The organism is Bacillus sp. SA1-12 (genome assembly GCF_000981385.1).
Lineage (GTDB): Bacteria > Bacillota > Bacilli > Bacillales > Bacillaceae > Metabacillus.
Window position 1 is genome coordinate 93,856 of sequence record NZ_LATZ01000004.1, and the last position, 18,920, is coordinate 112,775.

Annotated in this window: 17 protein-coding genes and 1 pseudogene; 4 read left to right on the forward strand and 14 right to left on the reverse strand. The window is 38.0% G+C overall.

The window, feature by feature from the left end; genetic code table 11:
- Positions 1 to 12: 12 nt before the first annotated feature.
- The 7 genes from fumC to WQ54_RS04035 form a co-directional block, all read right to left on the reverse strand.
- Positions 13 to 1,401 carry a class II fumarate hydratase gene (fumC, locus tag WQ54_RS04005; RefSeq protein ID WP_046512471.1) on the reverse strand — a complete coding sequence of 463 codons (1,389 nt, stop codon included), beginning with the start codon at positions 1,399 to 1,401 and terminating at the stop codon, positions 13 to 15.
- A 108-nt stretch (positions 1,402 to 1,509) separates the two neighbouring features.
- Positions 1,510 to 2,838, reverse strand: a complete 1,329-nt coding sequence (locus WQ54_RS04010) for an FAD-dependent oxidoreductase (protein WP_046512474.1) — start codon at positions 2,836 to 2,838, stop codon at positions 1,510 to 1,512.
- A 162-nt stretch (positions 2,839 to 3,000) separates the two neighbouring features.
- Positions 3,001 to 4,887: an endonuclease MutS2 gene (locus WQ54_RS04015; protein ID WP_197089532.1), complete on the reverse strand. Its 1,887-nt coding sequence runs from the start codon at positions 4,885 to 4,887 to the stop codon at positions 3,001 to 3,003.
- 448 nt (positions 4,888 to 5,335) lie between these two features.
- Positions 5,336 to 6,115: a GNAT family N-acetyltransferase gene (locus WQ54_RS04020; RefSeq protein WP_046512478.1), complete on the reverse strand. Its 780-nt coding sequence runs from the start codon at positions 6,113 to 6,115 to the stop codon at positions 5,336 to 5,338.
- A gap of 219 nt (positions 6,116 to 6,334) precedes the next feature.
- Positions 6,335 to 7,780: a DUF4153 domain-containing protein gene (locus WQ54_RS04025; protein WP_046512481.1), complete on the reverse strand. Its 1,446-nt coding sequence runs from the start codon at positions 7,778 to 7,780 to the stop codon at positions 6,335 to 6,337.
- A gap of 353 nt (positions 7,781 to 8,133) precedes the next feature.
- Complete coding sequence (locus WQ54_RS04030; RefSeq protein ID WP_046512483.1) at positions 8,134 to 8,757, reverse strand: hypothetical protein; 624 nt, start codon at positions 8,755 to 8,757, stop codon at positions 8,134 to 8,136.
- A complete protein-coding gene (locus WQ54_RS04035; RefSeq protein WP_046512487.1) occupies positions 8,744 to 9,085 on the reverse strand; it encodes a PadR family transcriptional regulator in 342 nt (113 codons plus the stop codon). Before WQ54_RS04035 ends, WQ54_RS04030 begins: the two co-directional genes overlap by 14 nt.
- A 147-nt stretch (positions 9,086 to 9,232) precedes the next feature.
- Between WQ54_RS04035 and WQ54_RS04040 the strand changes: the two genes are divergently transcribed.
- The 4 genes from WQ54_RS04040 (at position 9,233) to WQ54_RS04055 (ending at position 12,775) form a co-directional block, all read left to right on the forward strand.
- Positions 9,233 to 9,907: a response regulator transcription factor gene (locus tag WQ54_RS04040; RefSeq protein ID WP_046512490.1), complete on the forward strand. Its 675-nt coding sequence runs from the start codon at positions 9,233 to 9,235 to the stop codon at positions 9,905 to 9,907.
- Positions 9,897 to 11,279 carry a cell wall metabolism sensor histidine kinase WalK gene (locus WQ54_RS04045; protein ID WP_052737646.1) on the forward strand — a complete coding sequence of 461 codons (1,383 nt, stop codon included), beginning with the start codon at positions 9,897 to 9,899 and terminating at the stop codon, positions 11,277 to 11,279. Before WQ54_RS04040 ends, WQ54_RS04045 begins: the two co-directional genes overlap by 11 nt.
- Before the next feature lie 348 nt (positions 11,280 to 11,627).
- Positions 11,628 to 12,119 (forward strand): hypothetical protein, encoded by a 492-nt coding sequence (locus WQ54_RS04050; protein ID WP_197089533.1) that lies wholly within the window; start codon positions 11,628 to 11,630, stop codon positions 12,117 to 12,119.
- The gene (locus tag WQ54_RS04055; RefSeq protein WP_046512498.1) at positions 12,119 to 12,775 is read left to right on the forward strand and encodes a PspA/IM30 family protein; all 657 of its coding nucleotides are present in this window, start codon (positions 12,119 to 12,121) and stop codon (positions 12,773 to 12,775) included. The genes WQ54_RS04050 and WQ54_RS04055 overlap by 1 nt, the downstream gene beginning before the upstream one ends.
- A gap of 118 nt (positions 12,776 to 12,893) precedes the next feature.
- Here WQ54_RS04055 and WQ54_RS04060 read toward each other — a convergent pair whose 3' ends face one another.
- The 7 genes and pseudogenes from WQ54_RS04060 to WQ54_RS04085 all read right to left on the reverse strand — a co-directional run bounded on the left by WQ54_RS04060 (position 12,894) and on the right by WQ54_RS04085 (position 18,781).
- Complete coding sequence (locus WQ54_RS04060; RefSeq protein ID WP_046512501.1) at positions 12,894 to 14,219, reverse strand: hemolysin family protein; 1,326 nt, start codon at positions 14,217 to 14,219, stop codon at positions 12,894 to 12,896.
- Positions 14,220 to 14,296: 77 nt separating this feature from the next.
- Positions 14,297 to 14,503 (reverse strand): hypothetical protein, encoded by a 207-nt coding sequence (locus WQ54_RS34560; RefSeq protein WP_231597441.1) that lies wholly within the window; start codon positions 14,501 to 14,503, stop codon positions 14,297 to 14,299.
- Positions 14,504 to 14,536: 33 nt separating this feature from the next.
- Positions 14,537 to 14,704, reverse strand: a pseudogene (locus tag WQ54_RS35420) (MerR family DNA-binding transcriptional regulator); the annotation flags it as partial.
- 188 nt (positions 14,705 to 14,892) lie between these two features.
- Positions 14,893 to 15,099, reverse strand: coding sequence for a copper chaperone CopZ (gene copZ, locus WQ54_RS04070; protein ID WP_046512507.1), 207 nt, complete (start codon positions 15,097 to 15,099; stop codon positions 14,893 to 14,895).
- A 13-nt stretch (positions 15,100 to 15,112) separates the two neighbouring features.
- The gene (locus tag WQ54_RS04075; RefSeq protein ID WP_197089534.1) at positions 15,113 to 15,436 is read right to left on the reverse strand and encodes a metal-sensitive transcriptional regulator; all 324 of its coding nucleotides are present in this window, start codon (positions 15,434 to 15,436) and stop codon (positions 15,113 to 15,115) included.
- A gap of 71 nt (positions 15,437 to 15,507) precedes the next feature.
- Positions 15,508 to 16,329: a hypothetical protein gene (locus tag WQ54_RS04080; protein ID WP_046512513.1), complete on the reverse strand. Its 822-nt coding sequence runs from the start codon at positions 16,327 to 16,329 to the stop codon at positions 15,508 to 15,510.
- Between the two features lie 16 nt (positions 16,330 to 16,345).
- Complete coding sequence (locus WQ54_RS04085) at positions 16,346 to 18,781, reverse strand: heavy metal translocating P-type ATPase (RefSeq protein WP_046512516.1); 2,436 nt, start codon at positions 18,779 to 18,781, stop codon at positions 16,346 to 16,348.
- Positions 18,782 to 18,920 lie beyond the last annotated feature (139 nt).

The following is an 18,920-nucleotide window of genomic DNA, read 5'->3' on the forward strand; positions in this document are numbered from 1 at the left end:
TAGTCAGTTTTGTTATGCTTTTGGATAAGTCATTTCCTCAGGCTTTACATATTGATTAAACTGTTCCTCAGTTAAAAGGTTCAATTGAACAGCTGCTTCTTTTAATGTGATCCCTTCTCTATGTGCCAACTTGGCAATTTTAGCCGCATTTTCATATCCTATATAAGGGTTTAAAGCTGTTACAAGCATTAAAGAATCACTGAGATAACGCTGAATGACAGGCAGATTCGCTTCAATCCCGACAGCACAGTTATCATGGAAGGAAATAATTGCATCTGAAAGAAGTTGAACCGTCTGCAAGAAATTATAAATGATTATCGGTTTAAACACATTTAATTCAAAGTTTCCTTGGCTTGCTGCAAAACCGATTGCCGCATCATTTCCCATTACCTGAACCGCAACCATTGTTAATGCCTCACTTTGGGTCGGATTAACTTTTCCTGGCATAATTGAGCTTCCAGGTTCGTTTTCAGGAATGGTAATTTCCCCAATTCCGCATCTCGGACCGCTTGCCAGCCAGCGGACATCATTTGCTATTTTCATTAAATTTGCCGCTAAAGCCTTTAACGCGCCATGTGCATAAACAATTTCATCATGGCTTGTTAATGCATGAAATTTATTTGCCGAAGATCGAAACGTCTTCTTTGTATACTCACTGATTTCCTTTGCCACTCGATTGCCAAACTCAGGATGGGCATTGATTCCTGTCCCTACTGCAGTGCCGCCAATGGCTAAATTTTTCATATATCCTGTTGCCTGCTGGATCATTTCCTTTGTTTGGTGGAGCATATGGACCCAGCCGCTAATTTCCTGCCCTAGAGTTAAAGGGGTTGCATCCTGCAAATGGGTACGGCCGATTTTGACAATACCCTTAAATTGCTTCACTTTTTCTTCCAACGTTGCTGAAAGTTTCTCAATCGCAGGAAGCAAATTCGCTTCGACAGCCAGCACCCCCGCAATATGCATGGCAGTCGGAAATGTATCATTTGAGCTCTGGCTCATATTCACATCATCATTCGGATGAATAACGGCATCAATTCCTTTTTCCTTAAGAATTTCATTGCCTCTTCTTGCAATCACTTCATTTACATTCATATTGCTTTGTGTTCCGCTTCCCGTTTGCCATACAACAAGCGGAAAATGTTCATTTAGTTTGCCTTCAATGATTTCATCACATGCTTTTATTATCGCTTGAGACTTCTCATTATGTAGCTTTCCTAGTGAATCATTTACCTTTGCCGCACTTCGTTTTAAAATAGCGAAACCAATGATAACCTCACTTGGCATTTTTTCTTCGCCGATTTTAAAGTTTTGCTTGCTGCGTTGTGTTTGAGCTCCCCAATATTTATCAGCTGGTACTTGAATCTCACCCATTGTGTCTCTTTCAATACGAAAATTCATCCTCAACCACCTCCGAAAAAATGATGTCACATATCTATATTATGGCTTTTTTTCGCTTTTTAAAAGGAAAAGGCTGGCTCTTTAAGTTGAGCCAGCCTCTTCGTTTTCTTAAAGTGCCTGTAATCCAGCCTGATTTAAGAAATTCCATGGCTTATTATAATGCGGTTGGAAGAAGAAATCGACAAAGCCGAGTTCATCTGTTGTCATATTGTTTTGGATACATACAGATAATGTATTAATAGATTGTGTGACATCAACTTTAGACATCACCTGTGCCCCGACAATTCGTTTAGTCTCTTCTTCATAGACAACCTTCAGCATAATGTCTTCATAGGTTGGCATAAATTCTGGACGGTCATGCTCTAAGATTGTGATGCTTTTCACATTCATTCCCATACGAAGAGCCATCATTTCTGTCAAACCAGTAGTTGCGATATTTTGATCAAAGATTTTGATACCAGATGTTCCTTGTGTCCCCATATATTTAATTGTTGGTTTCATTAGATTTTTTGCCACCAATGTACCCATTCTCACCGCATTTGTTGCAAGCGGGATATAGGCATGCTCACCTGTTGGGTTATAGCGGATTGCACAACTATCACCTGCTGCAAACACATCCTCATTGCTTGTGCGCATATATTCATCGACTTTAATTGCCCCATTTTCAAGCATATCGATTTGTCCTTTAAATAGCTGGGTGTTTGGTTGGAAACCGATACAAAGGATGACAAGATCTGCCTCATACGTCCCATTTGTTGTTTTAACGGCTGCAACTTTGTTATTTCTACCAACAAATCGAGTAACCGTTTCACCTAATGCTAAGCGGATATCACGATTTTTGAAATCCTCTTCAATGATATCAGTGAAAGACTCATCTAAATATTTGCTCAAAATACGGTTTTCTCCATCAATAAGCGTTACCTGTTTCCCGCTCATTTCAAAAGCTTCAACTAACTCGATACCTATATAGCCTGCTCCAACAACAACAATTTTTTCCGCTTCCTTTGCTTTTTCAATAATGGTCGTTGCATGCTGAAAGTTTTTGCAAAGGAGAACATTCTCTTGATTGATTCCTTCAATCTTAGGAATAATTGGCCAAGATCCAGTTGCAATCACTAATTTATCAAATGTATCATTGATGGTTTCATTTGTTTTAAGATTACGAGCGACAAGTGTTTTCCCCTCAATCTTTACATCTAAAACTTCATGCTGCATAAACATATTCACCCCAAGCTTAGTAAGCTCCTCTGGTGTACAATAGAACAGGCCATTTGCATCCTTCACAACTCCGCTTACATGTAAAGCAATTCCACAAGATAAGAAAGAGATATTATCATTCTTTTCATAAACATTTATATTAGCACCCGGATATAATTTCATCATATTTGAAATAGCTGCAGTTCCAGCATGAGTACATCCTATAACAGCAATTTTCATTTTCATTTCCTCCTGAAAATAAGTTTGTGAAGTTTTTCACATATATTTGTGAAATAATTCACATTGTTTATGGTTTTATTATATGCCCCCTCTATTAAAAAGGCAACACTTTTTGTGAAGTTTTTCACAAACTAAAATAAAAAGGGGAAAAACATCCCCTTTCTACTCCTCATAATCAATTTTTAGACCTTGAACATGCTTTTTGTTCATTACTTTTTTCTTTTTGCGCACTTCTTTGGAATCAAAAACTTGATCAAGATCATAATTGTCAGGATACAAGTCTTCAGCTTCAATAAATGGCTGAACTCGTTTATGGTTAACCATTATTTTTTGATTTTTCACTAAAAGTTCAAGCTCCCCTCTCGAGTTTGCACCCGATACAACAATTCCCTTTGTTTGAAGATGTGAAATCCATACTACATCACCGGCTAAATAGGTTGTCATTTGTTTCTTTTCTTGAGCTTTCTTCTTTTGATTTTTCTCGTTTGGAACGACATTTGGCAGTATTTCACGTTCACTGCGTGGCTGTTGATGGGTGATGTCCTGTGCTCTCTTGATAATCTCCAGAGGCATCCCCAATTTTTGTGCAATTGTAAATGCCTGGCTCTCTCCTCCCTTTCCGATGATTAACCTATAGAGAGGCTGAAGTGTTTCAATATCAAAGTCCATTGAGCCATTTTGAAATCCATTTGCTTTTTCTGCAAAATCCTTTAGTTCACTATAATGTGTTGTGGCGATTAACATGGCACCAGATCTGTATAATGCCTCTAATATTGAAATTGCCAGCCCCATTCCTTCTTGAGGATCTGTTCCTGAACCTATTTCATCAAGGATTATCAGCGTATCCTTCCGCGTTTTTTGAAGAATATCAATCACATTCCGAATATGGGAGGAAAAGGTACTTAGGGAATGCTCAATACTTTGCTGGTCACCAATATCAACAAAAATATCTTTAAAGATACAAAAGCTGCTTTTAGGAGCTGCAGGAATATGCAGACCTGACTGGACCATCATCGCTAACAATCCTACCGTTTTAATCGTAACTGTCTTACCGCCTGTATTCGGCCCAGTTATTACTAGTGCCATGTATTCATTCCCTAATTCCATTGTTAATGGCACTGCGTCCGCACCCAATAAGGGATGTTTTGCATTGATGAGATGCAGCCCTTCATCAGGTTGGAGCTGTATTTCACTTCCCTGCATCGATCTGCTTAGCTTTGCCTTTGCAAAAATAAAATCATATGACACCATTCCTTCAATATTTATTTGAAGCTCCTGTTTATAAATTGCTGTCATTTCTGTTAATTGTCCAAGAATTTTTTGAATCTCAAGTTCTTCCTCTACTTTTAAAAACGTTAGTTCATCCTGCAGCTTGTTTAAATCCTTAGGCTCCATATACACGGTTTGCCCGCTTGAGGACTGGTCTAAGATGGTCCCAGAGAATTTCCGTTTGCATTCACTTTTTACCGGGACAACATATCTGCCATTTCTGACACTGATAACCTGCTCTTGCAGATAGGAAGTTGAGGTTTTCATTATCTGTGCGAGCTTTGCTTTTATCTTTTCTTCGGTTGAAGCAATTTTACTTCTAATTTTTGTTAAAGCCCTGCTCGCATAGTCATCCACTGTATTGTTGCGAATGGAACGTGCAATTTCATCTGCCAAATCTGCCAGCTCATAAAGCGAATAGGCGTAGGAGCTGACTGTTGGCGCAATATACTCCTGTTTCGCCATAAACCGTTTAATTTTTTTCACACTATCCAAAAAAGCGCCTAAAAACCCGAATTGGTCAGGTGTAAGAATATACCCTTTATCCACCCTAGCAATCAATTGTTCAACCCCATGAAGTGAATGCACAGGTATGCTCGAAGATTTTTCTATGATTTTACATGCTTCAGTTGTTTCATTAAGCCATCGTCTTATTTTTTTCTCATCATGAATAGGCTCAAGCTGTACCGCTCTTTGTTTCGCCGCCTCACTCATTGCATAGTCACTTAGCAATGCTGTTACTTTATTAAATTCTAAACTTTCCATTGCTGATTTGTTCAATGTGTAACCCTCCATTTATTAAAATTGGCTAAGTTAAAGTTTGTCGATTTCCTATTAAGGCATGATACGCAGGTGTCTCCCCCCCACAACAAAAATAAAAAAGGTGATGAACAGTTGGCTGTTCATCACCTTTTTATCCCTAATATTAGGCAGACTGCGCCTAATAAGCCCAATACAAACAAAAACCGTGCTTAAACAAAGCACGGTTGTCACGGGCATTATGCAAGAGATTGCAAATTGTGTATGATTACCGTTTTGTTCTTAACTTTCTGCAGAGACATAACTAAATAAACCTTTACGATCATAAAAGTTTTTCAAGCTAGTCATGCAGTTGAAGTATTTACTTCGATTAGTTAAGAACAGAAACCCTCACAAAACACATCTCCTAAAATATTGTTATCTATAAAATAACAGATAATGGATCACACTGTCAATATAAGGAATCAATTTAACTATTGCGGATTTCCCCGACACTTTTCCCGCCTAAAAATGCATGGCCGGTTTTTAAGGTTTTAATCGTTTCAAAGCCAGATTTCTTATATACCTTTTCCACTCTCTCAGTGATTGGCATTACCCAAAAGCGATCCACGTGCAGGTTTGCTACTTCCTCTTGAATATAGTGTATCAGCTGTCCGATTAGCCCTTTCCCGCGATATGCTTCCAACGTTGCCACGCTTTCTAATCTTGCGTCCTGTTCATGCAGAAAAATACAGGCTGTTGAGCAAGGAATTCCATCATATTTTAATAAATAATGTGTATATGCTTCGTGAGCAAATTCTACCTCAAAAGCTTTTTCTCGGATCGCGCCGCCAAATTCTTCCATTTGACATTCAATGTACATTGCATCCTGCTTATTTTCTTCAGTTACCTTTTCAATCGTTACCTTAGTATCCTTTTTAACATTCACCCTTGATTTCCAAAGCTGTATTGGACAATCAAATTCTTCAAACCCAAAACCTCTTTGTTTTAGGGCCGCAATAAAATCCGAATGATCTTCATACTGAAAAAGATAAAACCTTGGTCTCAGTCCTTTCTCCTGATAGAAGGTTACTACCTCATCAATGATCTCCTCATGATTTCTAATATAGGCAGAAATATGGGCATGGTTGGCATCATAATAATTAGGCTGGTCTATATTATAAAAAAGATAGCCCCAGCTTGTTTCCACCCTTTTTGAAAATGACGATATATATGCAAGATCTAAAGCTTCAAACATCTTTTCTATCATTTTTTCACCTTTTTGTCGTTGGATTTTGAGTTAATGTTTATTACCTTCTGGTACTTCTTTGATACATAGTTGGTTGCTATTTTAAGAAGCTATTGCCAGACTTCTTAATAATATCACTTTGTTTAACCTCTTTAATAGTTTCATACTATGATTGAAATACTCAAAGTATCTCCCTTTTTTCACCTTAAAACTCTATCTAACAAAATCATGAGCAGCTTATTATTCATTATTGCTAGTCCACTCCTTTAGCAATTGTTTAGCGTGTGATTTAGATACATTAAAAGTTTGCCATGTTGTTTCTTCTTGAATCAGTTGCATCTTTTTTTCTTTAAGAAGCTTGTTGAACATTTCGTTTTTCTGTTCAATCATAATCGGGATGGCATCATAAGACAGTCTATCTAGATAATAGAGATCCAGCTTCCCTGTTTCTTCATATCTCTTCATATTTTGGCTAACAATAAAACGGTCAATATTAATATAGTTTACAATCACATAAGCTACTATTGTTGCGATACACATCGCTTTTAATAGCTTAAACCTTTGTATGTAGATCTTGATCAGTGCTAGCCCAAGGAGGATACACAATAATACCATAAAGGCATGAGCATACAAGCGTAAATACGTATACCCATAGGCCTGTTCATATAAGGAAAGCCTGTTATACGCAGAAGCAAGCATGACAAAAGTAAAGAAAACAAGAAGACTTAACAGCAGCTTTATAATGTTTGGCAGCACTCGTTTTTCAAACTTGCCAATATGAGTGAGCAAAAATAATAGTCCGATATTAATGATAGACACAAGTGTCAGCTCCATAAAGCCCCGTCTGGCATATTCAGCATACGTATAAGCTGATGCGGAACTGGAAGGATCCCCCGTAAAGAAATAAGTAAACTGTACAGCTGCATATAAAAAATAGACAATATTCAAGAGGATGAGCATAGTACTAACAATAACAGTATCCAATTTCATACTCCTTGACTCGCCTTCTCCACTGTTCAACACGAGCGGCTTTGCCAAAGTCATGAAAAAGGCAAACAGCAAGCATGTAATAACAGCTACTAAAATAACCTGAAAAAACATGCTGCCGATATTCGCTTGATACAACCAATCAGGAAACTTTCCTAATAATTGTTTAAAATACTGATCAGAAGAAATAAGCAAATAAAGGATCGTCCACAGCAATGGTGCAGATAAAAGCACACCAAGGATGATCTTCTTTACCATTTGCCCCTTTTGATCATGCATGACCCCTTTCCCCGTTTTCCCGGCGGAGAAAATTACGTTAAAAAAGTCTATGATTGTCTCAAAAAAAGTAATAAACATTAATTTAATAAACAAACGGTTGCTCCATTTCTCCAGATCCCATCTTCTCGTATGAACCATATGAATAAACATAAGAAGCGGCACAATGAGAAAGTTTAATACTAATAAAGGCTCATTGCTAAATATCCCAAAACTTACTGCCAATAATAATGCAGAACCTCCTAAAACAAAGTGAAACCATTCTTGCTTTTTTCCTTTTATAGCAACTCTTGCATAAAAAACCAAATAAAGAAACATCGCATAGATCGGATAGGAAACCCCGAGCTCTTTCCCATAAAATAAATGATGGAATAGAATCCCTCCGGCCAAACAAATCATAAAATTTCTCCACGTTTTTTCCATTATTGTTCATCTCCTTTATATACATAGAAATTCTTGGTATACAAGTAAAAAAAGATTGCTTTTAGTAGCTGATATATATAAGGAGGGTGCTGATATCCCCCTGCTTATTGCTGATATATTATAAAATAGGCTGATATCTTCTCACTTCCCTCCGATATATTTTGTATAGCGATGACTCTTCTCGCTTTTCCGCCGATATTTCCCAGTATAGGCCGAGATCCTCTCGCTTTCCGCTGATATTTCCTGAATAGCACTGATATCCCTGCTCCCCGCCGATATCTTAAAGGAGCATAATATACATGGATTTTCTATGTACATAACTAAAAAAAGTCATTCCCTCTATAAGGTGCGCCTTATATCGAATGGCGCACCCCAATATAATAAAAAAACTTACTGATCGGATAAACTAAGAACGTCATGATGACACAGATTGCGATGAAGGTTGGAGTTAAAATAGGTTGAAACCAATTTACCGGAATGAAGTGAAATAGTGTCATGATCATTAAAAGCACATTTGGAATCAAACTGATAAACACGGTATTTGAAAATAATTTTTCTCCTAGCAGTCCGTATTCCCTGCCGATTTCAAACCCTAGTATCATCCAAAAAACGGTATAAACGATAACGATCGTTAACGGGATTTTCGCAAGAAGCCCCCATGCGTTTGAAAGGATTGAATCTTCATAGACATGATAGCAGAAGGTAAGCAGGGCACCGATGAAAAAGAACATAAAATTGCAGAAGACAAAATTCCGACTGATAAAGCCTTTGGAAATCGGCTCAGCTTCTCCATATTGCTTGGCGATCTCTACAGGATCTCCTAATTGCGCCATTACTTCTTCTATACTTAGATGGGGCTGATCAACTAGCTTTTCTTCAATATGTAATTCATATTCCTTCACGATCTCTTCCCTGTTTACCGATGGTGGCAGCGACTGTGCGAGCAACTTTAAAAAATGGTCTTTAGATGGAATCATACCGATCTCTCCCAATTATGCCATTCATCATCTTAACAAATTTGCTCCACTCTTTCGTCTTTTCATTTAAGATCACTTTGCCCTCTTCTCTAATCCGATAATATTTTCGGGCAGGGCCTTTTGGCTGTTCCTGCCAATAAGTATCGACATAACCTTTTTTCTCTAATTTGTGCAGAGCTGGATATAATGTGCCTTCCTTTACTTCAAGGGTATTGCCGCTCCGTTTTTCCATTTCCTTGACTAACTCGTAGCCATACATATCCTTTTCATTCAAAAGCTGCAATAAAATTAAGGAGGTGCTCCCTTTTATGAGCTCGCGATCAAACATCTTCTCACCTACCTCGAATATTTAGGTATACCTACTACCATATTTTACATTTATTATTCAAAAATTCAAGCACTCATTTTTTTCTCTGATTTTTCACTTTATAATAATAGGATAAGCATAGCCTTTAGTTGGAAGGAGTTAGACATGATGAATATTTTATTAGCCGAAGATGACGTAAAGCTTGGCGAGCTTATTACATATATGCTTGAGAAAAAGGCAAAGTATCAAGTAGAGTGGGTTCAAACTGGAGAGGATGCTTATGATTATGCAACAATCTCTTATTATGATGTAATTATTATGGATTGGATGATGCCAAACGGCGACGGAGTAGAGATTTGCCTTCGTTTAAGGAAAGAAGGCTATGGCCGGGCTATTTTAATGTTAACAGCAAAAGATGCGATCCAGGATCGTGTTGTCGGACTTGATGCTGGAGCAGATGATTATTTAGTAAAGCCCTTTGAAATTGATGAGCTGCTAGCTAGACTTAGGGCATTGGCTCGCCGCAATTTTTCACCGATTCGTGAAGAAATTTTTACTATCGATGACCTTACCATCAATCGTACGAGCCACACCCTGCAAAATGGTCAACAGGTCATACAGTTAACGCCACGGGAATATCAGCTTCTTGATTTATTGGTTCAAAACAAGGGTCAGGTTCTTACACGGGATATTATTTTTGATCGGATTTGGGGAAATGAAACAGATGTTTCTTATAAAACAATTGATGCTACTGTAAAATTGCTTCGCAAAAAGCTGAGCAAATTTGGAAAAGGAGATTGGCTGCAGAGCATTAGAGGGGTTGGATATAAGCTTGAGGCGTAATAAGACCAATTTATTTTTTAAAACACAGAGGAAATTAACGATTAATTTTAGTTTACTGATTATTTTATTTTTGCTTTTATTTATTACAATCCTTTATTCTATTGTGTATGTATGGTTTACTGCTGCTGAGAAAAATGAATTGCGAAATATGGCTGAGCATGAAGAAAAGCGTGTTGAAAGTTTGTTAGAAAAGGACTTTGGAGATGTTCCTAACGGGCGGAAAGAGGATCCTGAATTTGTCGGTGATCAACTCTTTTATTATGTCATAAATATGCGCAGAGAATTGATTTTACAGGATGAGGATGAACAGCTGCCATTTCTTCAGAATGACTTTATCAACTTTATAAATGATTGGCAGCCGGCAAGGGAAGAACTACGCAATGAGACAATTAATCTTGATCGCCGCCAAATGATGGAAGATATCGATAGCAACCGCTACTCAACATATGTTCCAGAGAATCAAAAATTAAAACTGCTAATGATTGCAAAACCGATCTATGAACGTAGCCAGATTATTGGCTATCTTTATATTGGAAAAAACATTACTGACTTATCTGAGCTATTAAATGGCCTTTTTAAAATTTTAGTGATTTCAGCACTTATTTTTTCCGGAATCGCCTATTCTTTTAGCCGTATCATGTCAAGGCGGGCAATGGTTCCAATAGAACAAGCCTTCAGGAGGCAACAGGAATTTGTTGCAGATGCCTCCCATGAATTAAGGACACCGTTAAGTGTCATGCTGTCTTCATTAGATATTCTTGAAATGGAGAATCAAGACCAAAATGAAATGGCAGGAAAAATGGTTGATAATTTAAAGGATGAAGTAAAGCGTATGACCGGGCTTGTCGGTGATTTGCTAACACTAGCAAGGTCTGATTCAGATGACCAGAAAATCACTTTTGAGGAGTTCAACTTATATTCTGTCGCTGAACGGACTATTGCTTCATTTGAGGCCCATGCTCTGGCAAAAAGGATCAACCTCGAATTGAATAGTCCTGAAATGGTCATGATCAACGGGAATAAGGAGCGTTTAACCCAGCTGCTGTATATCCTGCTTGATAATGCGATTAAATATTCTCAGGACGCCGGGTCTGTTACATTGTCTATTTGGAAGGAAGCTAATATGATGCTGATCTCCGTGAGGGATACCGGAATTGGGATGGATCCTAAGGAACTTCCTCATATTTTTGAACGGTTTTATCGTGTCGATAAAGCGAGAACACGTCAGCAAGGCGGTCACGGACTTGGTCTTTCTATTGCAAAATGGATTGTTGAACTTCACAACGGGCGTATTTCAGTTGAAAGCAAATTGGGAGAGGGCAGTACATTTTTAGTCAAGATTCCAGAACAAAAGCGCAAGCGCCTCGAATAGCTTAGGGCAAAAAAATACGCTCAGGAAGTAGATGTTCTTTGCCTTCCATTCCCGATTTGTTAGACCCTGGAGGGGTTAGGCGTTGCAGTCAAAAAAGCGTTGCACAGACAGTACTTGCACATCCGTGGCTGGATATCAAAGCGCTTATTACATTACTGGTAGTTTATACTTTTTACCTTTATAAAAAACTGTAGCTTGCAGACAAATCTGCAAGCTATTTTTCATTTCTATTCCTCTTTATTTTTTTGCTGCAAATTTTTAATGACTCCTCTATTTTTCACCGTCTTTTCACTAAACTTTATTACATTATAACCATTGCAACATTACAACTTGAAAGGAGGTGAAGGATTGATGAGAAAAAGAAAACATCCTTTCGTTTGGATAGGTATTGCTCTAGCAGGGCTTTATTTCCTATCAATCATCGTAAATATGATCGGACATTTCTTAACCACTCGGGTCATATTGCAGTCACATATGGGACATGGCCCCGGCAGCTTTACTTTCCAACATGCAGGGGTAGGCGGACACTTTGACTTTATTAATGTTCCATTCCTCTTTTCGATAGGATTGATTGCCTTTGGCTGGTGGATTTGGAAAAAAGCAGATGGTGAGCCAGTAAAGAAATGGCTAGGAGGTATTTTACTAGCAGCTGTGTTTTCAATCTTGCCGCTAGTCATTGCAATTCCAGCTTTGCTGCTTGCTCTTTATATCGCATTTAAAAGCAAAAAGGCGGATTCAGATTTAAACGATGAGCCAATGTCTGTTATTACCCAAGCTTATACAAACCACGATCTTCTTGATGAATGGGAACGCAAAACAAATAGGGAGGAACAAAAATAATGGGAATTTTTAAACGAGTAAAAACGATCGCAGCAGCCGATTTTCATCATGTATTGGACAAATGCGAGGATCCGGTAAGTATGGTCAAACAATATATGAGAGCACTGGAAGCCGAATTGGCGAAAGCACAATCTGCCTTAGGAAATCAGCTTTATTTTGAACAAAAACATGAAGGGCATATCCGTCAGGTTAAACAGACAATCGAGGACCGCAAAAGACAACAGAAACTAGCCTTGGAAAAGAAGAATGATGAAATAGCGAAAATGGCTATCCAAGATCGTCTTGAACTTGAAAAGAAGCTACAGGCGCTTGAAGCACAGCTTGAAGGAATCAACGGTCAAACAAACCAATTAAAAGCTCAAGTTGTAAAATTAAAGGAAACATATGCTGATTTGCAAAATCGCAAAACACTGCTTCTCTCAAGAGCTACTACAGCCCGTACAAGCTACAAGGTGAAAAACACCTTGTTTTCTTCCCAATCTGAAAGCATTTTAAATGGTTTTGCCAGAATGGAAGATAAGGTTTTACACTTAGAGGCTAAAGCAAGTGCGCTTGATTACTTTTCTAAAACAAAGCCGGTTCAAGATAAATCATATTCTCTTGAGGTGGAAGAGGAGTTTATAAAAGCAAAAGAGGCAATGGAAAAACAAGCTTAAACAAAAGAAATGGCCATATACTTAAAAAGCACAAGCCCCTCAACATATTTGAGGGGCTTGCATTTATAGAAAAAGTCAAATTACATTTGAACCCTGTCCGTTATATAAACTTACACTGTTAGCTTTGCAGGTAAACAACATTTTGTGGTTTTGTTTTTAAAACTTCTAAGTACAGGATATGGTGTCCGTCACTTTCATGCACTCTGAATACATAGCCCTCCTCTTCAACTTCCGCTCCAACCGCGGCATCAAAGTTTTGGGTAAGAAACCAGCCTCCGATTGTATCAATACCCTCATCAGATAAATTCGTATCCAGCAGGTTATTAACATCATTAATAAGTAATTTTGCATCTAAAATAAAATGCTGATCACTCAATTTACGTATTTCAGGGATTTCATCCTCATCAAATTCATCTCTTATTTCGCCAACGATTTCTTCAAGGATATCTTCAACAGTAACTAAGCCTGAGGTACCCCCATATTCATCAATCAAAATAGCTAAATGTGTTCGTTCTTTTTGCATTTTCACTAAAAGATCATGAATTGGGATCGTTTCAATAACTTGAATAACAGGATTGATATACGAATTAATATTAAATGCTTTCGTACTGGTTCCGTCCATAACCTTTGAGGTTAAAAACTCTTTTATATTAAGAAAGCCTATAATATTGTCCTTATCCCCATCTACAACCGGATACCTGGTATATCGTTCATTCTTAATAATTTCAACAATATCATCATAAGTATCTTCGATTGAAATCGTCACAATCTCGGTACGCGGTACCATAATTTCCTTGGCAATTCTCTCATCAAACTCAAAGATATTGTTTACATACTTTAACTCATTTTTATTGATTTCTCCGCTCTTGTAACTTTCTGATAACAAGATACGCAGCTCTTCTTCTGAATGCGCCAACTCGTGCTCTGAAGCCGGCTTAAGCCCGAAGAGCCCCACCAATACACGTGCAGATCCATTTAGGAACCAAATGAATGGGTACAAAATGCGGTAAAACCAGATAATAGGTTTTGCCGTTAGAAGTGCTATCGTTTCAGCTTTTTGAATGGCAACTGTTTTAGGAGCAAGCTCCCCTACTACAACATGAAGGAAGGTTGCAAGAACAAATGCAATGACTAAAATAAGGATATGTGATAATGATTCATCGACATTGAAATAACTAAACACTGGATGTAAAATAATTTCAAACGTCGATTCACCAACCCACCCAATACCTAGTGCAGTTACAGTTATTCCAAGCTGACAAGCGGATAAATATTCATCTAGGTGGGTGACGACTTTTTTCGCTGAAACTGCTCCTTTTTTCCCTTCTGCAATCATTTGGTCAATTTTTGATGCTCTCACCTTTACGATTGCAAATTCTGTTGCTACGAAAAAAGCAGTTAAAGCAATTAATAAAACAAAAATCAATAAGTTAATAGTGGTCAATGAGTGATCTTACTGTATGTAAGATCTACACCTCCTTTATATACTTGTACATTCTTTTCATACCCAAATTAAAAAAATTAATTCAGAAGCAATAGCAAAGATTGTATTAATGAAAGACTTTCACGTGATATATTTTTTTTAACATATTCATGATCATGATCGAGTTTTGCTAAAACTTTTGATACATCATCTTCAAGTTCTTTTATTTTCAGCCTTAATTCTAATACATCTATCTCTTCTGCATTTTCATCTATTAATCTCTTTTTTACTTGCTCTAATGACATCCCTTCTTTTTTACATTTTTCAATAAAATGTAAACGCTCAATAGCTGAGATGTCGTAGTACCGATAATTCGAAGAGGAACGTTCTACTTCTAATAGTCCCAAATTGGTATAATAATCAATTGTGCGCTTTGTAACACCTGTTCTATCAGCTAATTCTCCAATTTTCAGTTTACCAGCCCCAACATTATACCCCCAAACTATAACGTGATGGTTTTATCATACAATGTTCAATAGGTATCATCAAGTAATACGGACTTAAAGACTAAAAGTTTCACCATTCTGTCATTGTTTTTATTTTTTTTTGTAACCAAATAAGAAAATCGAGTGTAAACATGATGCTTACACTCGATTTTCTCTGCTATCTAGATGATCCTCGCGGGAGGAACAGTTTACACAACATCATACCCTTGATCTTCAATGGTATCCTTCATTTCTTTTTCCGTTACTTTACTTACATCATAATTAACTTCAACTGTTCCTTGCCCTAAGTCTACTTTTACGTTTGATACACCTTGTAATTTTCCTACGCTTCCCTCGATCGCATTTACACAGTGATTACATGACATTCCCTCTACTTTTAAAAGAATCTTTTCCATTTTAATCATCCTCCTATTTTTTCATTAATCGTTGCACGGTAATTAATAATTCATCGATGATTTCTTCGTCACCTTCTTGAATTCTTTCGACAACACATGTTCTAAGATGTCCTTCTAGCAGAAGCTTTCCAACACTATTAAGTGCAGATTGTGTTGCTGAAATTTGGGTAATAACATCATCGCAATACGTATCCTTTTCAATCAAGGATTTTATCCCGCGAATTTGACCTTCTATTCGATTCAACCTGGTGATTAAATTTTTTTTCACTTTATCAGAATGATGGCTTGTTCTATGCTCATTGTCTTGGCAGTGGTCCTGTTCATGCTCAGTGCTCAACAAATGTGCCCCCTTTACATTCACTATCTTTTATTTTAATACACCAACGTTATCTATTCAAAATTTGCTGATTATTTCTTTATTTCAACAACAAATGGAAATGCTCTTACTTCTCCATTTTGTTTAAACTCAGCCCAGATTTTATAGATGCCTGGTTCTTCAACTTTTGTTTCAAATCGCGGTTCCTGATCACTTACCGGGTGAACATGAATATAGTCCGTCGCTTCTTCATTCAGGATGACAATATGACCCATTGCCCCCAAATAAGGCTCTAATCTAGTTTGATTCAATTCAAATGACATGGTAATTGGCACGTTTGCCTTTTGTGAACTCATATTTAGTGTGACTTCATAGCCCTCTATCTTTCTTGTTAATGACTGATCAGGCTGCAGAGCCTGGTGGCTATGAGTTGTTCCCTTATTTCCAATCATTAAAGTTATCGGTTTGACTTGATAAGATAAATTGTTTGGCTTGATATCAACAAATGCTTTAAAGGTTCCTTCAGGCATTTTCTTATTCAGTTTGAATATTCCTTTGCCAGTCTTTTCAGGATGAACATGATAGAATTCAGCTAAATGCTCATCAACAATAATTAAATGCATAAGCTTTTCGTGATTTACCTCAAGGTCATCAACTGGATTTCCTTGTTGGTCAGTCAGCTTCACAACAATTGATGTCCCATCATAAACTACATCTGCTTCAACTTGGCTTTCATGTTCTGCAATGTTTTCTTCACCATGATGTCCATGCTCACTCGTTTTATCCTCTGCTACATGACTGTCTCGATGTTCATTCGTTGTTTGTTGTTCACCTGCAATCACTTCTGAATAGAACATATAGGAACCCATCACGATCAGTAAATAAACGATTGCAGCTGCTGCCCATTTCTTCATTCTCTCCACCCTTCTTTCATGAAGCATCCTTTACATTTAATTTTACCCTTTGTAATCGCAAGGCATTTAATACAACTGAAACAGAACTAAATGCCATTGCCGCTCCAGCGAGCCAGGGGGCAAGGAAACCAATTGCTGCGATCGGAATCCCGATTGTATTATAGGCAAACGCCCAAAACAAGTTTTGTTTAATATTGCGAATGGTTTTCTTGCTCATTAAGATCGCATCGGCAATGCTCATTAAGTCGCCTCTCATTAATGTAATATCAGCGGCATCCATTGCCACATCGGTACCAGTTCCAATGGCCATTCCTATGTTTGCAACCGCTAGTGCCGGAGCATCATTGATGCCATCTCCGACCATTGCAACAAGCTTCCCTTGCTGCTGTAATTTTTTCACTTCTGCTGCTTTACCTTCTGGAAGAACCTCTGCAATCACTTGATCAATTCCCACTTCCGCTGCAATCGATTTTGCCGTTCTTTCATTGTCACCTGTCATCATGACTACTTCCAGCCCCATATCTTTCAACCGGTGAATCGCCTGCCTAGATGTATCCTTTACTGTATCTGCCACGGCAACAATTCCTGCATACTGCTGATTGATTGCGACAAGCATCGCTGTCTTTCCTTTGATTTCAAGTGCCTCCATCTTTTCATTCGCATCGCTAATTTGTATGAGGTTGTTTTCCATTAAGTTTCTTGTTCCAATAAGAACTTCTGTACCATTTATTAGCGCTTTGACGCCATATCCTGGTATGGCTTCAAAGGAATCGACATTTTCCAAGTCTGTCTGTTTTTCTTGAATTCCATTAACAATCGCTTCAGCCAGCGGATGTTCCGATTGCTTCTCAGTACTTGCTACAAATCGTAAAAAGTCTTTTTCAAGTATGTTTTCTTCTACGATCACATCCGTCAGAACCGGTTTGCCATTTGTAACAGTCCCTGTTTTATCCACAATAACAGTAGTAATTTGGTGGGTAGTTTCTAGGTGTTCACCGCCTTTAAACAAAATCCCATATTCAGCTGCCCGGCCAGAACCCGCCATTATGGATGTCGGTGTTGCTAAGCCTAATGCACACGGACAAGCAATAACGAGTACGGCGATCAACTTTTCTAAAGCAACCGCAAAATCACCAGGACTGACCCAGAGATACCATATAAAGAAGGTAAGAAAAGCAATTCCTACTACAATCGGTACGAAGATGCCTGAAATTTGGTCTGCTAAACGCTGGATCGGAGCTTTTGAACCTTGGGCATCCTCAACCACCTTAATGATTTGTGCAAGCGCTGTACTTTTGCCTACCTTTGTTGCCTTCACCTTTAAAAATCCATTTTTATTGATTGTTGCTCCAATGACGGCATCTCCTGCCATTTTATCAACTGGAACGCTTTCCCCTGTTATCATTGATTCATCTAAAGCTGACTGTCCTTCAACAATGGACCCATCTACCGGCACCTTTTCCCCCGGCTTCACAAGGAAATAATCCCCAACTACTACTTCTTCTATCGGGATTATTACTTCTTTACCATCTCGAATAACTAGCGCGGTTTTGGCTTGTAAGCCCATAAGCTTTTTAATCGCTTCTGATGAACGGCCCTTCGCTCGTGCCTCAAATAATTTTCCGAGAATAATTAATGTAATCAGAACCGCACTTGTCTCAAAATAAAGTGAAACCATATGTTCATTTGACCCGATTGATAGTATAGCCAGGTACAAGCTATAAAAATATGCTGCTGACGTTCCTAGTGCGACTAAAACATCCATGTTTGCACTTTTATTTTTTAATGCTTTAAAAGCTCCAACATAAAATTGCTTTCCAACTAAAAATTGCACAGGTGTCGCTAATGCCAATTGAAACCAAGGATTTATGAACATCTCTGGCAGGTAAAGAAAGGACGTAAATTCAAAATGGCTGACCATCGCCCATAATAATGGAATAGATAATATTAGCGAGAAAATGAATTTGCCTTTTTGTTTTTCCAGCTCCTGTGCACGGTGGTCAATTCCTTCTGATTGCTCTTCTTCTTTTACCATTCCCTCGTAGCCTAGTTGGGAAATCTTATTTTTTAGATCTTGAATGGTTACTTGTGAAGCATTGTATTCAACATTTGCTGTTTCTAAAGCAAAGTTGACTGACGCCTTTACGACTCCGTCCAGCCTGTTTAAACCTTTTTCAATGTGGTTCGCACATGCCGCACATGTCATGCCTATTATAGATAGTTCTGTTTTTTCCATGGCGACCCCGTATCCAAGATCATTCACTTTGCGAAAAAACTGATCGACTTCTACTTGATTGGGATCATAGGTAATCGTAGCCTTTTCTAGGGCAAAATTAACATTCGCCTCTTCCACACCTTCCATTCGTTTTAAACCTTTTTCAATTCGATTGGCACACGCTGCACATGTCATCCCCGTAATCGGCAGGTTAATTTCTTGTTTTGATGGATTCATTGAAATGTCTCCTTTATCTGAATGTACATTTACACACTTGTTTTAAAAAATGAGTGATATCACCTTCGTTACATTTTATACTATACCCCTCTATGGTATATGTCAATCATTTTTCTCAGCTTTTTTTAATTCAGGCATG